The sequence below is a fragment of the Treponema pedis genome, from assembly GCF_017161325.1.
In the GTDB taxonomy this organism is placed as follows: Bacteria; Spirochaetota; Spirochaetia; order Treponematales; family Treponemataceae; genus Treponema_B; species Treponema_B pedis.
In genome coordinates this window covers 1,171,443-1,188,043 of record NZ_CP045670.1, presented here as the reverse complement: position 1 = coordinate 1,188,043, position 16,601 = coordinate 1,171,443, and the positions used below count along the sequence as shown (strand labels likewise).

Below are 16,601 nucleotides of genomic sequence, written 5' to 3'. Positions count from 1 at the left end.
TACTTGAGGAGCAATAGAATGTCGGAAACTAAAGAGATAAGAGAAATAAGAGCTAATGTAGGGACTGGGATAAGCGATTCCGAAACCTTACATGACCAGATGACGATACTCGATTTTAAAATGGTAACTTTTTCGCTTGCGGGAAAAGATTACGCTATCGATATAATGCGCGTAAAAGAAATTGCGAAAGCGGGAAATTTTACTTATGTACCGAATACTCCGCCCTTTGTTTTGGGGGTTTATAATTTGCGCGGAGATATAATACCGATTATAGACCTTCGTATTTTCTTTAATATTCCGGTAGCTACACGTAAGAAAAACCAAGCTGAAAGTATGGTTATAATTACCGTACAGGAGCAAACTTTCGGTGTTGTCGTGGATTATATCGATAAGGTTGTAGGGGTTTCAAGTAATACTATCCAGCCTCCTCACCCAATTTTCGGCGATATCAATATAAAATATATTCACGGTGTTGTTGAAAGTGCGGGGCATTTGTATATTTTGCTTGATGTCGATAAGATATTTGCTTCGAGAAATCAAAAAGAAGATACTAAAGAAGCCCTGCCGCAAACTCAAACCGCAGCGGAAAATACAAAATCCGCCGTGGGACGGCAATCTACCGAAGGGTTGGATATTAAATTTATAGGCGATACGCTTGCGGCAATGGGTAAATTTTACATTACCGCCATAAACGAAGATTGGATTCAAAAGCGTTATTTGGAATGGAAGGATATGCGCCCGTCGGGAAATTTGCAAATTCAAAACGAGCAGGATGCGGACGAATTTCTTACGCCGTTTTTATCTCCGTTTACAAAGAAATTTTGGAGCGAGGATTATATAAACGCATATTATAAACTTTTACCGGAAAATAATTCCGCTGTAATTAATGTTTGGTGCGTAGGCTGCGGCGCGGGATATGAAGCATACAGTTTGGCGGTTCTTTTAAAACAAAAGTATCAGCGGGCGCATATAAAAATTTATGCCAATGACTTCGACCTTTTGGCAATTTCAAACGCTCCGATGCTTTCGGTTCCCGATGAGGCGGCTTCCGGTATTTACGAGCCGTACATTACGCGTACTGCAAACGGCAGTTTGACTTTTTCCAAAGAAATAAAAGATATGATTCTTTTTGAATATCACGATTGTACACATCAAAATGCCGTGCCTGATGTTGATATAATATTGGCCAGGGACGTTTTATCGTTTATGAATCCGGCATCTCAAAATTCTTTGGTTGAAGAATTCAGGGAAAAACTTAAAAATACGGGTATTATTATATTGGGTAAAAATGAAGCAATGCCTAAACAAAGCGGTTGGTTACGAAATGCCGAAGGCGATGTGGTAACGTTTACAAAAGAGTAAGGACAAATAACATATAAATTAAGGATTATAAGGAGTGTTAAATGCGTGTAGAGTATATTAATCCGTTTAGTGAAGCCGCTTACAATATTCTTTCACAAGTGCTGGAAGGAGAAATCAAGCGGGGAGATTTGTACCTAAAATCGACATGTATGCCGGTTATGGGTGTAGCTGCTATTGTAGGTCTTGCGGGAGATGTTGAAGGAAGAGTTATTTTTGATATGACAATGCCTACAGCATTAAAAATCGCTTCTGCAATGAATAGCGAAGACTTGAAAACATTTGATGAATTAGCCCGCGCTACTATTACCGAATTGGCTAATCTTATTACGGCACAAGCGGTAACCAAGCTGCATGATTTAGGGTTTAAGTTTGATTTAACTCCGCCTGCTCTTTTTAGCGGAGATAATATGCAAATTTCAAACAATAATATTGAAGCTTTAATTGTTCCAATGGAAACGCCGCACGGTAAGGTTGAAATTAATGTTGCTATCCGTGATAGGACATAAAGGATTGGAGGTATAAGATGATATCGAAACAGGATTTTCCGAATATTAACGAAAGAGCGCCGGAAGGTAAAAAACCCGACGGTACACCTTTTAAAGTATTGGTTGTCGATGATTCCATTTTCGTTACAAAACAAATAGGACAGATTTTAAGCAGCGAAGGTTATGAAGTTGTTGCCACTGCGGTTGACGGTTTTGAAGGTGTAGAAAAATATAAGGAATTATGCCCTAATGTTGACCTTGTAACAATGGATATTACCATGCCTAAGATGGACGGAATAACGGCTCTTGAACAAATTATGGCCTTTGATAAAAATGCCAAGGTTGTAATGATAAGTGCTTTAGGTAAAGAAGAGCTTGTAAAAAAAGCTCTTTTGCTCGGTGCAAAAAATTATATCGTAAAACCGCTTGATAGAAAAAAAGTTTTGGAAAGAATTGCCGGTGTTTTAGGCATATAAATATTAAATTCAGTAAAGACCGATGAACTCATCGGTCTTTATGTTATTTCTTTTAAGTTTACAAGTCTGTATCTGTCGTTATCTTTATAAATAGTGTAAGTATCCTTGAATTCCGTTTTTAATGATTTTTTAAGATTATAAATATGGTTATATATACAATGTTTTTTGTCCGGTAATTTATTCCCCCAAAACAAATAAGATATTTCTTCATCGGTAATACCGTCTTTTTTGTTTAACACCAATTGACGCAGCAAAATTGCGGATTTTTTAGGCAGTTTGTATATAAACTCGGAAGTAAGAATAAAATTTTTATTACGTTTAAGAGTTAAAAAAAATTTTTTTAAACTGTTTTTTGTCATTTGGATTTTTACATTCGGTTCATATAATTTAAGGCTTACCATTTTTATTTTTTTTATACAATTTACCTTATCCGGTATATAACTGCAAACAACCAAATTCCGCTTAAGCCGCTTTAATAAAGTTTTTTCGGTACAATTGTAGTGTTTCAGCTCTTTTTTTGAAATGATAATTGCATTGAATTTTTTTATTGCTAAGGCTGCTAAAAATTTGCTTCCGTTTTCGGCGGCGGTTGTTTTTAAACCGAATTTTTCCAACTTTTTGCATAAGAAAATAAGGGTTTTTACTTTTCTATCAAATAACAACACTTTTACCATAGGTATATTATCGGGCAGTTTAGAGTCTTTCTTAAATTTTAGGATATTTTATCCCGGTCGGTGTTTAATTAAAGTGAAATAACGGTACACAGCCGGTGTACCGTTAGTCCGTCATTTATATTCTTTCCCGATTAAAAGTTTGCATACCTTTTTAGTTTTTTCATCGGCATCTTCTTTTTTACCTCCGGCTTCAAGGCGCTTAATTTCGTTTAAAATAATTTGATGATTTTCGGGTGTTACTTTAAATTTTAAGGCAATTATAATACCCATAATCAACATAAAGACAGGCATTAAAATAAACGAGAGTTTTATTCCCTTTAATGTATTTTCTTTTTGCTGCGGTTTTTGAACCTGTCCTATACCCGAATATCTGAAATCGATATTATCAAGAAATTCTTTTAAATTATATAAATCCGCTTTTGTATAAAAATTTTCGGGATTGATTTTTTTATATACGGCTCCGTCCTTTTGATATGAAGCGCATAAAAGAAAGTGTTTATCCGTTTGAATAAAATCCGTTTTATTAAAAGAAGAAACAATAAAATTTTCGAAAATATCTTCCGGTATTTCTTTAAAATTTGTTTTGTCCGCAAAAAAGGCGGAAACTTCGGCGGAGGCGTTTTCTTTTTTTGTTTTATAAAGTTTTTTTATAATTTCGTCCGTATCTTTGCTTAAATATTTTAAGTGCATATTTCCGTCTTCGCAAAGCGAATAATATTTTGTTATATCCGAAAAGTCTTTGCCCGTTTTTTTGCAAAGCTCTTCCGCTTCTTTAAATTGTTTTTGAGTTAAAACGGAAGGAACCGGATTTTTATAACCTATGCCGCTTAAAACAAAACCTATGGTAGTCATAATTATAAGTCCCAAAAAAAGTTTTCTCGTAAGCGTCATTGCAGCGGAATAAGTTCCGGCGCGGTTTTTTCCGCTCATAACCCTGTCTATATCCGATATAAATGGTAAAAGCTGGTGCGGAATTAAATTGTTCGCGGAAATTCCTATTCCCATAAGTATCATATTTAATATTAAAAAGACATTACTCGATGCGGGAGTATGAAACATCATCAATAAAATCGAAACTGCAAAAATTATGAGAGCGGTAAGATAAACCGGTTTATGACCTTTTTTGTTTATAAGATAATTATGAACGGGAAGGGACGCCATCATACTTATTAAAAGAGTTCCCTGTATAATAACGAAAACACTGCCTTTGTTTAAATAATCTACGATATAAAATAAAACAAAAGACATAAAAATATCCAAAGCTCCGTAAGAGCAAACATACATTGCAATGTGAATTCTGCACGAACGGTTATGAAAAAGCGAAAGAAAATTTTTTATAAACGATTGTTTTGATTTTTTTTCCTCTTTTTCTTCCGGCAATTCCCAAGTTTCAAAATAAAGAGGAATCCAAGGAAGAGCAAAGATAAGGGCGAATACACAGCTCATTACAAAATAACCTGCCGCACTTCCGTTAAAATAATCGATAATCGGCTGAGCTAAAACGCCTCCAAGCAGGGTAGCAATAAACGAAAACATAAGCCTTGAGCCGTTTAATTTATTCCGTTCCGAAAAATCCTTTGTTATTTCCGCACTTAAAGCCGCATATGGAATATATGAAACGGTAGAAACCGTAAAGAAAATAATGTATGCGATTGTGTAAAAAATAAATTTACCGGCCTGACTTTCTATTTTTACCGGAAACCAAATAAGAATAAAGGACAGAGCAATAGGAAGAATGGAAATTAAAAACCATACGCGTCTTTTCCCGAAGCGGGTTTGAGGTGTGTTATCCGAAATATATCCCATCATGGGGTCGGAAACCGCATCCCAAAATTTTCCGATTGCAGGAATTAACCCTGCCAATGCCGGATGTAGCCCTATTACGTTTACCAAATAATACATTGAAAATGTAGTAACTATAAAAAAACAGCCTCCGCCGTAAAGGTCTGCCGCACCGTAAGCGAGATAAGTCCGCCATGTCATTTTTTTTTGTTTCGCATTCATATTGATATTATACAATAGAATGAAGTATAATGCAAGAAATATAACGTAATACATAAGTAAAATTTTTAGGGAGGCTTATTTTAAGCAACGCAAACGGCGTTGCTTAAAAACACTTATCGAGTTTGCCTTTCGGCAAACATCGTGTATTGTATGCCGTTTTTCAGTTTCGCTTGCAAAACGGCGGAAATTCATCAATGCTCAAAATCTGAAGATTTTTCCGGTTGTTTATTTTATAGGGAGGCTTAAGATAATGTATGATTTTACTACAAAAATTTCAAGAAAAAACACCGGTTCTCTTAAATGGGATTTAATGTATTCGGTAAATTCCGACATCGGAGATGAAATCGTCCCTCTTTCCGTTGCGGATATGGAATTTAAAAATCCGCCCGAACTGATTGCCGGTTTAAAGAAGGCTCTTGACGAAACCGTTTTAGGCTATACGGGACCTACCGAAGAATATAAAAAAACGGTAAAAAATTGGATGGGGGAAAGACATAATTGGGAAATTGAAACCGACTGGATAGTACCCGTTTCCGGAGTAGTGCCCGCATTATATAATGCCGTGCGTGAATTTACAAAACCCGGAGAAGGAGTTATTATAATTACTCCCGTTTATTATCCGTTTTTTAAGGCGGTAAATTTACAAAACCGTAAGATTGCGGAATGCGGTTTATCGGAAAAAAACGGAAATTATACAATAGATTTTGACAAACTGGAAAATTTATCAAAAGATAAAAATAACAAGGCGCTTCTGTTTTGTTCTCCGCATAATCCCGTAGGCAGGGTATGGAAAAAAGAGGAACTTCAGAGGGTAAAAGATATCATTTTAAACAGCGATTTATTGCTTTTTTCCGATGAAATTCATTTTGATTTGATTATGCCGGGTTATAAACATACCGTATTTCAATCTTTAGATACAAGGCTTGCGGATAGAACCGTTACTTTTACCGCACCTTCAAAAACATTTAATATTGCCGGCATGGGAATAAGCAATATTATAATTAAAAATCCCGATATGAGAGAAAGATTTATAAAGGCAAGGGATATTTCAAGCGGTATGCCTACTACTCCTTTAGGGTATAAGGCTTGCGAAATTTGTTATAAAGAATGTGCAAAATGGTTGGATGAATGCATTAAAATAATAGATAAAAATCAGAGAAACGTAAAAGAATTTTTTGAAAAGGAATATCCTGAAATTAAAGCTCCGTTAATTGAGGGGACTTATTTACAATGGCTTGATTTTAGAGCTCTTAAAATGGATTATAAGGATTTGGAAAATTTTATGATTTATAAGGCTCAAGTGTTTTTTGATGAAGGCTATATTTTCGGAGACGGAGGCAAAGGTTTTGAAAGAATTAATTTGGCGGCACCCTCTTCGGTTATTTTGGAAAGTTTGGAAAGACTTATAGGAGCTTTAAAGAAGTAAAAAATCACCCGCCGAAATTACGTTTTTTTGATTATTTTAATTTTTCCGGCAAAATCATATTGACAAAAAAGCAATATTTTTATAATATGCTTTCCATATTCGGTGCCGAATGCCAAATTCCGGCGCCTTATGCGACACTTGACATTTTTTGGCTTTATGTATATTATAAACACTGCTCACTGTTAAGCGAGAGTGGTGGAATTGGCAGACACGCTAGACTTAGGATCTAGTGCTTCGGCGTGAGGGTTCAAGTCCCTCCTCTCGCACAATTCCACAAAGTCAAAAGAGTGGAGCAAAAATTGCGGGAATAGCTCAGTGGTAGAGCGCCACCTTGCCAAGGTGGATGTCGCGAGTTCAATCCTCGTTTCCCGCTTTTTAAGCGATTCGGTGAACGGATCGCTTTTTTTTTTGCCTGCGGCTTGAGTTCAGCCTATATCCGCTTAGTCTCAAACTAGGGCTTTACGAATTACTTTTAAGGAAGGAAAAATGGAATACGAAAAAAATCTAACGCTTAAAGAAAAATCTCATGCGGAGCTGTCGGTTAAAATTAAGAAAGCCGATGTACAGGAAAGTTATAAAAACCTGGTAAATAAATATTCAAAAGAACTGCAAATCCCCGGATTTAGAAAGGGACATATCCCCGCTAAAATTTTAGAAACAAAATACGGAGAGGCAATAAGGGGTGATTTGGCGGGAAATTTAATTGAAGATTCTTTAAAAGAAATCTTTGAAACTATGAATGAATATGAAAGACCTCTTCCTTATTCTTATCCCGAAATGACGGAAAAAGCCGAGCTTAAACCCGAAGAAGATTTTTCTTTTACCGTTCATTACGACGTATTCCCCAAGGTTGAAATTAAAAAGGCGGAAGGTTTTAAAATTGAAGTGCCCGAAGTGGAACCTTCCGATGCCGATGTAAAAAAAGAATTGGAGCGCTTGCAGGACAGAAATGCCCTCGTAGCCGATTGTAAAGATGGCGCTTCGGCGGAAAAAAATAATATCGTAACGGTTAATTATTGCGAGCTTGATGAAAGCGGAAATACAATTGCCGGTTCGGAAAGACAGGATTTTGCCTTTACCTTGGGAACCGGACAAAATTTCTTTAAAATTGACGATGATGTTATCGGAATGAAAAAAGGCGATACTAAGGAAATTACAAAAACTTATCCTGAAAATGAAGAAAACAAGGAACTTGCCGGAAAAACAAAAAAGATTAAGGTAACGCTTACGGCTCTTAAATACAAGGATTTACCTGCAATTGACGACGATTTGGCTCAGGATATCAACGAAAAATATAAGACTCTTGAGGAGCTTAAAGCCGATATTAAAAAGAACATTCAAAACGGTATCGATGAAAAAATAAAAAAGCTTAAAGAAAAAACATTTACGGAGCGGCTTGTTGAAGAAAACCCCATAGAATTGCCCGAATCCATGTTAAAAGCGGAATTGGAATCCCGCTGGATTATGATGGCCAATCAATTCCGCACAACTCCTGAAAACCTTGAAAAAATTGTTTCCTCAATGAACGGTCAGTCCAAGGCGGACTTTTTGGAATTATGGAAACCTGAAGCGGAAAAAAGTTTAAAGGGAAGGGTTTTAATTGAAACCTTGCTTAAAGAGAAAAATATAGAAGTAAGCGATGAAGAAATGGAAGCCGAATACAAGAGATTATCGGAGCTTACCGGTATGAGCGTAGATGAAGTAAAAAAACACTATGCCGACGAAAGACAAAAAGAGTATTTTATTGATGAATTAAAAGAGGATAAACTTTTTAACGCTCTTTACGAAAAATGCACAATTTCAAAAGGTAAAAAATTAAGCGTTGAAAAGTTTTTTGAAACAAACCAAGCATAGGTTAAGAGGTTATTATGAGTACACTTGTTCCTTATGTAATAGAGCAAACGGGAAACGGAGAACGCAGTTATGATATTTTTTCGCGTCTTTTAAAAGACAGAATAATTTTTGTAGACGGAGAAATAAATGATGTTTCGGCGGACCTTGTAAGTTGCCCAGCTTTTATTTTTGGAATCTCAAAATCCCGATAAGGATATAAGTCTTTACATAAACAGTCCGGGAGGTTCCGTAACTGCCGGACTTGCAATCTACGATACAATGCAGCATATACGGCCGGATGTTCAAACTATTTGTTTAGGCCAGTGCGCAAGTATGGGAGCGGTGCTCTTGGCGGGCGGAGCAAAAAATAAAAGATTCGCCCTGCCTTCTTCCCGAGTAATGATTCATCAGCCTTGGGGAGGCGTACAGGGACAAGCTGCGGATATTACGATTCAAGCCCGTGAAATTATACGGTTAAAAAAACTTACGATTAAGTACTTTGCCGAAAATACCGGCAAGACGGAAAAAGAAGTTGCCTCCGATATGGAGCGTGACTTTTTTATGTCGCCTGAAGAAGCAATGCAATACGGAATTATAGACAGAGTTATGAACAGGAGGAAAGATGGCTCGAAATAGAATGCATAATGTTTTAACCTGTTCCTTTTGTAATAAACCCGAAGATGACGGACGATTTATAGTTCCGGGGCCGGGGGGGATTTGCATTTGCGAACATTGTATAGCATTATGCGAAAGTTATATAAAATCTTATAAAACGCTTAAACCCGTTTCACGTCCGCAGACTGTGCCTACACCTAAAGAATTAAAAGAATATCTTGATGAATATGTCATAGGCCAGGACACGGCAAAACGCGTTTTATCGGTTGCCGTTTACAATCATTATAAGCGCATTATGAATATTCCGGCAAACACCGAGGACGTAGTTTTGGAAAAATCCAACGTGCTTTTATTGGGGCCTACAGGTTCCGGAAAAACGCTTTTAGCTCGCACGCTTGCCCAAAAAATGCAAGTTCCCTTTGCAATTGCGGATGCGACAACTCTTACCGAAGCGGGATACGTAGGTGAAGACGTTGAGAATATTTTGCTTAAGCTTATTCAAAATGCAAACGGGGATATAAAAGAAGCCGAACGCGGAATAATTTTTATAGATGAAATAGATAAAATTTCCAGAAAAAGTGAAAATGTTTCCATTACCCGCGATGTCTCAGGTGAGGGCGTGCAGCAGGCTCTTTTAAAATTAATAGAGGGAACCGTTGCCTCCGTTCCTCCTCAAGGCGGACGTAAACACCCGAATCAGGATATGCTTAAAATCGATACGACAAATATTCTTTTTATTTGCGGCGGAGCTTTTATAGGTTTGGATAAAATAGTGGAATCGCGTATTGCCTCGCAGCCTATCGGTTTCGGTGCGGAGGTAAAAAAATCCGCCGAAAAGAATCTTGCGGAACTTTACGATAGCCTTTCCCCCGATGACCTTGTAAAATTCGGAATAATTCCTGAACTTATAGGAAGACTTCCAATTAAGGTAGCATTAAACGAGCTTACAAAAGAAGATTTAAAACGCATTCTTGTAGAGCCTAAAAATGCACTTATAAAACAGTATAAGGCGGCGCTTAAACTTGACGATGTTGATTTAAATTTTGAAGATGAAGCAATTACCGCAATCGCACAACAGGCAATTGACCAAAACACGGGAGCAAGGGGCTTGCGTTCCATTGTAGAAAAACTTATGCTTGACTCTATGTTTGAAGCTCCGTCCATTAAGGGTAAAAAAGAGCTTACAATAAGCAAAAAAATGATAGGAAATACCTCCGTCAAACCGAAAATACGGCTCTTGGACGAAAAAACGGCATAAAGAATAAAAACAGGTTCTCAATAAAAACATCTTGCATATTTTCTAAAAGTAGTGTAAAATACACCTATGACGAATGCAAGAAGGTCTATTGACATAAATGCAAAAATAATTATAATACCCCCCCCCCCCCTACCTGGCAGGCTCGGAGGTTTACAATTTTCAACAGCCGCTGTCGCTCTTTGCGGCCGTTGCGATAATAAATTTTAATCTGAAAATCATTCAATCCGAAATAAAAGATTTTTATCGCAATAAAGCTTTTGTTTATTTCAATTTTACACGAAATAAACAAAAGCTTTTTTTATTATACCGTATTTTTAGAACATAAATTATGACTTTTATGTCGGCAATACATCTTATTAAATAATCGGTTAAGAGGAGTTATAAAATGAAAAAACGGTTTTCCATTAAAATTAAGCTATTGATTATCTTCGGTTTATTGGTTGCTGCGGCAACATTGGTATTGGGGCTTTTAGCTATGCAGCTTGCAAAAAAAGCCGTAACCGAAAAGGTGGAAACTCACCTTATAGATAAGGCGACGGACACGGCGGAAGTTATTGACGGAAAAGTAATGTCAATGTTTCAATTTCTTGAAGGACTTGCCCGTATGCCCGCATTTGTAGATGAATCCCGCTCTTATAGAGAAAAAGTATCGCTGCTTAAAAAAGAAGTTGCATTTAATGCCGCTTTATCCGAAGCAACAATAACCGACTCTGAAGGCAATATGTATATGCTTGACGGAAATACTGTAAAAGGCTCGGATAAGGATTGGTTTATTTCTGCAACAAGCGGTAAGCATTTTGTAAGTGAGCCGCATATTTCACGATTGACCAATAAAATGATAATCACTTTTTCTACTCCTATTTACGACAGTAACAGAAAAATAATAGGAGCATTGGCTGCGGGAGTTCCGGCGGAGTGGCTTACCGATGCAATTGAAGATATTGTCATAGGTAATTCAGGCTACTGTTTTATTTTAAGTCAAACAGGCACCGCAATTGCCCATAAAAAATTTGATTTTGTAACCGAACAATTTAATGCTATAGAAACTGCAAAAACGGACAGCTCTTTTTCTTCCGTTTCAAATCTTCATTCCAAAGCAATATCATCTGAAAAGCCTGATATTGTATTTTATGAGTACAGTGAAATTTCAAGCATTGCTTCTTATGCAAAAATGAAAACAAGCGACTGGACGGTCATTATTTCCGCTCCTGTAGAAGAGTTTATGAATACAATACATACTTTACGCTCATCAATTTACATTATAGGCATCATTATTTTAATTACATCTCTTATAACGGTCTTTTTTACCTCTCATTCTATGGTAAAACCTATTACAAAAGTTGTTATGGCATTAAAAGACATCTCTCAAGGCAAAGGCGATTTAATGGTGCGCCTGCCTCTTCACGGTAACGACGAAATCACAGACCTTTCCCAATACTTTAATAAAACTATAGAAAAAATAAGCTCTTCAATTAAATCCGTAGGAGAAAATTCCTACGCTATGCAGTCCATCGGTTCCGAGCTTTCCTCCAATATGACAGAAACGGCAAGCTCCATAAACCAGATAAGCGCTAACATCGACGGGGTAAAGCAGCAAACTATGAGCCAGGCGGCAAGCGTTACCGAAACCGCCGCCACAGTAGAGCAGATTATCCGCACCATAAAGCAGCTTAATAACAGTATTGAAACTCAAGCCGCTTCGGTAGCTCAATCTTCATCTTCCGTTGAACAAATGGTTGCAAACATAGCTTCCATTACTCAAACACTTGAAAAAAGCGACGACATCATTAAAGAGCTTGCCGCCGCTACCGCAGACGGTAAAGAAACTCTTTCCTCTTCCAACACAGTTACTCAAAAGATTGCCGAAGAATCCGGCTCCCTTATGGAAGCTTCAAGCGTTATTCAGCACATAGCAAGTCAGACCAATCTTTTAGCTATGAATGCCGCAATAGAGGCCGCTCATGCCGGAGATGCGGGAAAGGGTTTTGCAGTTGTAGCCGACGAAATCAGAAAACTTGCGGAGGAATCTTCGGCTCAAGGGAAGAGCATTACTTCGACGCTAAAAACTCTTTCGGGGGAGATAGAAACTCTTTCCGCTTCCGCCGATACCGTAGAAGAAAAGTTTAATGCAATTTTTTCTTTGGCAGAAAATGTAAAGGAGATGAGTAACCGTATTATGGAAGCTATGAGGGAGCAGGAAAACGGAAGTAAGGAAGTGTTAAGCGCAATACGCAATATAAATGAGGTAACTGTGGAAGTAAAGGCGGGCTCCGAAGAGATGCTTAAAGGAGGGGAAGGGGTAGCCGATGAGATGAATAAACTTGACGGGTTAACCCGCACTATAACGGACAGTATGAACGAGATGGCTTCGGGGGCAATACAGATAAACAATGCGGTACAGGAAGTAAATGAGATTACTCAAAAGAATAAGATGAGTATTGAAGCCTTGGCTAAAGAGGTCGGCAAATTTAAGGTATGATTTAACCGGTTCTTATTTTTAAGGTCATCTCTTATTTTCCGGCAATTTATAACATAAAAACAAGATTAAAAAGTTTTGTAAAAATCCAATCACTAATTATCCGAATCGGATAATTAGTGATTGGATTAATTTTCTTTAATTCCCGAAACCCATTTTGTATTTAAAATTAAGATAATTGCAAGCAGCCCGGCCGTAATATTTGAAAAAAGATTTCCCCAATAAATGGAATAATACGAAAGAACGGACTCCGTTGCAAGAATAAAAATATAACGTAAAAACCAAATACGCAGCACGCCCAAAATAAGAGGAATTTTAGTTTTACCCAAACCTATAAAGGCTCCTTGAATGGTCATACAAATTCCGAAAGCAATAACCGAGTAAGTATAAATATGCAAAGCGATAACGGCAATCTCTCCTATTTCGGGAAGTTCCGGTTTAAAAAGCGAAACTAAAAATGCCGAAGAAGGAACAACCGAACCGATTAGAACCGCTCCGCTTAATGCGCTTACAAGGCAGCCTAAAAGACATGAGCGTTTTGCCTTTGCAGGATTCCCCGAACCTATGTGCATACTTACCATTGTTGTAACGGCGGCGGCGAAACAGCCCGGAATATTAAAGCAAACCGTAGAAATATTATTTGCGATACTTTGCCCGTTTAAAACAATTGCACCGTAAGGTTCCATTTCCTTATTTATAAGAAAAAAACCGGCAAAAATAAAAGCATAATTTATCATTGCGGGAAAGCCTATTTTTAAAAGTTTTTTTATCGTCGGAGGTGAAAACTTAAAATTCTTTAATGTTAATTTATCGGGAGTTTTTTTAATAAACAAATCGAAAAACATCCATGCGGCAACTACAAGATTTGCAAAAAACGAAGCCAGAACGCAACCGTCAATTTCGAGTCTGAACAAATATAGAAATACATAATTGCCGATAAGTTTAATTATAAGCATTATTACCATTCTTACAAACGGAGCTTCCGGTTTTCCGTTTGCATTTTTAATTCCGTTATAAATGGATTCCATAAAACTGAAAGGCATAACTATACAGTAAAGCGAAATATAACGGAAAACTTTCGGCGCTATTTCACTTTTTAAAGTTGCGCTTATTAAGGCTCCCAAACCGAATAAGGCCGGAAGCGAAACAATTCCGAGTAAAAAGCCGAATACGAAAATTTGAGTTGCAACCTTTTTACTTTCATCGATATTGCCGCGTCCGTTTAATTGCCCGATAAGAGCCGCAGCTCCCACACTTAACCCCTGTCCCAAGGCAAGAACTATGGAAATGATAGGTTGGGAAAAACTTACCGCACTTGCAGTTACGTGGTCCGTAAGCCTATTGATAAAAAGCCCGTCGGTGAACGGCATCATTGCTTGCAAAAGCGCCATCATCAAAGCGGGAACCGAAAGAATCAGCAAAGTTTTAATAGGTGAAGAATTTAAAATTAATTCCCTTCGCTGTGCCGTAGTTTGACCTGTCAGCTTTAATTTCATAATTTAAACAGTGTAACAGATTATAAAGAAATATGGAAGATACACGGAATAAAAGTTTTAAGCAAAAGTTTATGCCCGCTTGACAAAAAAGCTATAAAGCTACATCATAATGTTATGAAAATTTCGAATGTTTTTACATCGTCAAGACTGGTATTCGCTCCGCTGATTTATGTTTTATATTTTTTACCTCACTGGTTTTCGGCGGTTAATCCTAAAATTACTATTTTACTTATAATTCCGATTTTCATTTATATGGAATTTACCGATTATTTGGACGGGTATTATGCGCGGCTCAGAAATGAAGTTGACGACTTTGGAAAAATATTCGACCCCTTTGCCGACGTCTTTGCAAATATAACCGTTTTATTTTGTTTTATGTTGGACGGATTTTTATTTGCACCGCTTTTTTTGATTATTGTGTACCGCGAATTCGGAATTATGTTTTTGCGTATGAAAGCTCGTGGAGAAGGTATTACCATAGGTGCAAAAAAAGGCGGAAAGACAAAAACCGTCTTTTATATAATTGCTGCAAGCGTTTCAATGTTTTTAAAACTTGAAAGGATATATTCGTTTTTGCCGAAATTATATATACAATACATTCTTTATTTTAATTGGTTTCTATACGGTGTTGCAGTGATTTTATCGCTTACATCGTTTATTGATTATATTACTTCATATAAAAAAGGAAAAATAAGATGAACAATAACGACGAATTTAAATTTGAAATTACTAAATCTTACGGAATTATTTCCGAAGGAAAAGGCGGCTGGAATATGGAACTAAACGAGGTTTCATGGAATGACCGTCCGAGTAAATTCGACATAAGAACATGGGCTCCGGATCACCAAAAAATGGGGAAAGGTGTAACTCTTACACAAGAAGAAGCGGTATCTTTAAAAAGACTGTTAAATTCCATAGATATTTAATTTTTATCCGCATAGCGGTAAATGCCCGGAAATTAAAAGGCCCTACAAAATAAACAAGCGCAAAAAATTGATCTTTTCTTCGCTTGTTTATTTTCCGCACTTTTACAACTAAGTGAAAAACGGCATACAATCACGATGTTTGCCGAGAGGCAAACTCGACAGTGTTTTTAGACAATGCTATCTGCATTGTCTAAAATAAGCCTCCCTATAAATTCTGTAACCGCAAGAATTTTCAAATTCTGAGGATTGCAGAATTTCCGCCGTTTTGCAACGCAGTGAAAAACGGCATACAATCATGACGTTTGCCGAAAGGCAAACTCGACAGCGTTTTTAGACAATGCTATCTGCATTGTCTAAAATAAGCCTCGGTTTAAATTTACAAAAACCGACTTTATAATTATATCCAATCTCAGTTGTATTTTTCCGTCTTGTACATTAGAAAAATTAAGAGATTTTATCTTTAAAAAAAATATGGAAAAATCTTCAAAGGCCCTATTTATATCGACACTAAAATAGTGTATACTCACCTTTAACAAAATAAATATCTTTTTAATCTTGATTATGGAGGCTTTATGGATATTTTAACGAAATTGGCAGGCGGAGTAATTATGGATGTTACTACTCCTGAACAGGCAAAGATTGCGGAAAAAGCGGGAGCCGTTGCGGTTATGGCTCTTGAAAGAATCCCCGCCGATATCCGCGCTGCAGGAGGGGTCTCCCGAATGAGCGACCCTAAGATGATACGCGAAATTATGAAAGCGGTAAACATTCCTGTTATGGCAAAGGTCCGTATCGGACATTTTATTGAAGCAAGAATTTTAGAAGCAATCGATATAGATTTTATCGATGAATCTGAAGTCCTTTCGCCTGCCGATGAAGTTTATCATGTCGATAAAACTCAGTTTAAAGTTCCGTTTGTTTGCGGAGCACGTAATCTGGGCGAAGCTCTCAGACGTATTCAAGAAGGGGCAAAAATGATTCGCACAAAAGGCGAAGCGGGAACAGGCGATGTTATTCAAGCCGTAAAACATATGAGGCAAATTCAAAGCGAAATGAAACAGCTTACGGTTTTAAGAGAAGACGAACTTTATGTTGCCGCAAAGAATTATCAAGTACCCTATTCCCTTGTGGAATATGTTCATAAAAACGGAAAACTGCCCGTTCCGAATTTTTCGGCTGGAGGAGTTGCAACACCTGCCGATGCGGCCCTTATGGTTCACTTGGGTGCCGACGGCGTTTTTGTAGGAAGCGGGATTTTTAAATCAGGAAACCCCGAAAAAAGAGCTGCGGCAATAGTAAAGGCCGTAAAAAATTATAACAACCCTAAAATACTTGCCGAAGTTTCCGAAGATTTGGGGGCTGCTATGGTAGGCATAAATGAAGAAGAAATAAAGACAATTATGAGTGAAAGAGGTGTATAAATTCTATACTTACGGAATTATGCAGCTGCAAGGGGACTTTAAAAAGTCCCCGTTTTTTTAATTTTTTTATATAAGATAAGGCTATACCGGCTTTAATTTAAATAGGATTTTTTATAATTTACTTACAAGGCATTTTATAACTTTTTCTA

General features: G+C 37.2%; 13 protein-coding genes, 2 tRNA genes and 1 pseudogene. 13 read left to right on the top strand and 3 right to left on the bottom strand.

The genetic code is table 11. From position 1 onward, the window contains the following. The first annotated feature begins 18 nt into the window (after positions 1-18). The 3 genes from DYQ05_RS05165 to DYQ05_RS05155 are packed head-to-tail and all read left to right on the top strand — an operon-like array spanning position 19 to position 2,323. Positions 19-1,362: a CheR family methyltransferase gene (locus tag DYQ05_RS05165; RefSeq protein WP_029409682.1), complete on the top strand. Its 1,344-nt coding sequence runs from the start codon at positions 19-21 to the stop codon at positions 1,360-1,362. Between the two features lie 41 nt (positions 1,363-1,403). Then, entirely contained in the window at positions 1,404-1,868 is a 465-nt protein-coding gene (locus tag DYQ05_RS05160; protein ID WP_020964890.1) for a chemotaxis protein CheX, read from the top strand. Between the two features lie 17 nt (positions 1,869-1,885). Then, positions 1,886-2,323 (top strand): response regulator, encoded by a 438-nt coding sequence (locus DYQ05_RS05155; protein ID WP_020964889.1) that lies wholly within the window; start codon positions 1,886-1,888, stop codon positions 2,321-2,323. 38 nt (positions 2,324-2,361) lie between these two features. Here the strand turns inward: DYQ05_RS05155 and DYQ05_RS05150 are convergent, their stop codons facing one another. Beyond that, on the bottom strand, positions 2,362-2,997 hold the full coding sequence (locus DYQ05_RS05150; protein ID WP_024469061.1) for a helix-turn-helix domain-containing protein: 636 nt from the start codon (positions 2,995-2,997) through the stop codon (positions 2,362-2,364). A 111-nt stretch (positions 2,998-3,108) separates the two neighbouring features. Next, positions 3,109-4,980 carry an MFS transporter gene (locus DYQ05_RS05145; RefSeq protein ID WP_429615097.1) on the bottom strand — a complete coding sequence of 624 codons (1,872 nt, stop codon included), beginning with the start codon at positions 4,978-4,980 and terminating at the stop codon, positions 3,109-3,111. A gap of 268 nt (positions 4,981-5,248) precedes the next feature. Between DYQ05_RS05145 and DYQ05_RS05140 the strand changes: the two genes are divergently transcribed. The 7 genes and pseudogenes from DYQ05_RS05140 (at position 5,249) to DYQ05_RS05110 (ending at position 12,612) form a co-directional block, all read left to right on the top strand. Beyond that, positions 5,249-6,427, top strand: a complete 1,179-nt coding sequence (locus DYQ05_RS05140; RefSeq protein WP_206184107.1) for a cystalysin — start codon at positions 5,249-5,251, stop codon at positions 6,425-6,427. Positions 6,428-6,613: 186 nt separating this feature from the next. Beyond that, positions 6,614-6,693: transfer RNA gene (locus DYQ05_RS05135), tRNA-Leu, on the top strand. A gap of 35 nt (positions 6,694-6,728) precedes the next feature. After that, a tRNA-Gly gene (locus DYQ05_RS05130) sits at positions 6,729-6,800 on the top strand. Positions 6,801-6,913: 113 nt separating this feature from the next. Further along, positions 6,914-8,281: a trigger factor gene (gene tig, locus DYQ05_RS05125; RefSeq protein WP_206183968.1), complete on the top strand. Its 1,368-nt coding sequence runs from the start codon at positions 6,914-6,916 to the stop codon at positions 8,279-8,281. A gap of 14 nt (positions 8,282-8,295) precedes the next feature. Next, positions 8,296-8,896 (top strand): annotated as a pseudogene (gene clpP, locus DYQ05_RS05120) (ATP-dependent Clp endopeptidase proteolytic subunit ClpP). Further along, positions 8,883-10,133, top strand: coding sequence for an ATP-dependent Clp protease ATP-binding subunit ClpX (gene clpX / locus DYQ05_RS05115; protein WP_024465751.1), 1,251 nt, complete (start codon positions 8,883-8,885; stop codon positions 10,131-10,133). Before clpP ends, clpX begins: the two are co-directional and overlap by 14 nt. Positions 10,134-10,518: 385 nt before the next feature. After that, positions 10,519-12,612 (top strand): methyl-accepting chemotaxis protein, encoded by a 2,094-nt coding sequence (locus tag DYQ05_RS05110; RefSeq protein WP_206183967.1) that lies wholly within the window; start codon positions 10,519-10,521, stop codon positions 12,610-12,612. Between the two features lie 125 nt (positions 12,613-12,737). On the opposite strand, the gene DYQ05_RS05105 is transcribed toward DYQ05_RS05110, so the two are convergent. Beyond that, positions 12,738-14,105 (bottom strand): MATE family efflux transporter, encoded by a 1,368-nt coding sequence (locus DYQ05_RS05105; protein ID WP_020964880.1) that lies wholly within the window; start codon positions 14,103-14,105, stop codon positions 12,738-12,740. A 114-nt stretch (positions 14,106-14,219) separates the two neighbouring features. Between DYQ05_RS05105 and pgsA the strand changes: the two genes are divergently transcribed. The 3 genes from pgsA to pdxS all read left to right on the top strand — a co-directional run bounded on the left by pgsA (position 14,220) and on the right by pdxS (position 16,452). After that, positions 14,220-14,804, top strand: a complete 585-nt coding sequence (gene pgsA / locus DYQ05_RS05100) for a CDP-diacylglycerol--glycerol-3-phosphate 3-phosphatidyltransferase (RefSeq protein WP_194076565.1) — start codon at positions 14,220-14,222, stop codon at positions 14,802-14,804. Beyond that, positions 14,801-15,031: a YdbC family protein gene (locus tag DYQ05_RS05095; RefSeq protein ID WP_024467864.1), complete on the top strand. Its 231-nt coding sequence runs from the start codon at positions 14,801-14,803 to the stop codon at positions 15,029-15,031. Before pgsA ends, DYQ05_RS05095 begins: the two co-directional genes overlap by 4 nt. A gap of 572 nt (positions 15,032-15,603) precedes the next feature. After that, positions 15,604-16,452, top strand: a complete 849-nt coding sequence (gene pdxS, locus DYQ05_RS05090; RefSeq protein WP_024468213.1) for a pyridoxal 5'-phosphate synthase lyase subunit PdxS — start codon at positions 15,604-15,606, stop codon at positions 16,450-16,452. Positions 16,453-16,601 lie beyond the last annotated feature (149 nt).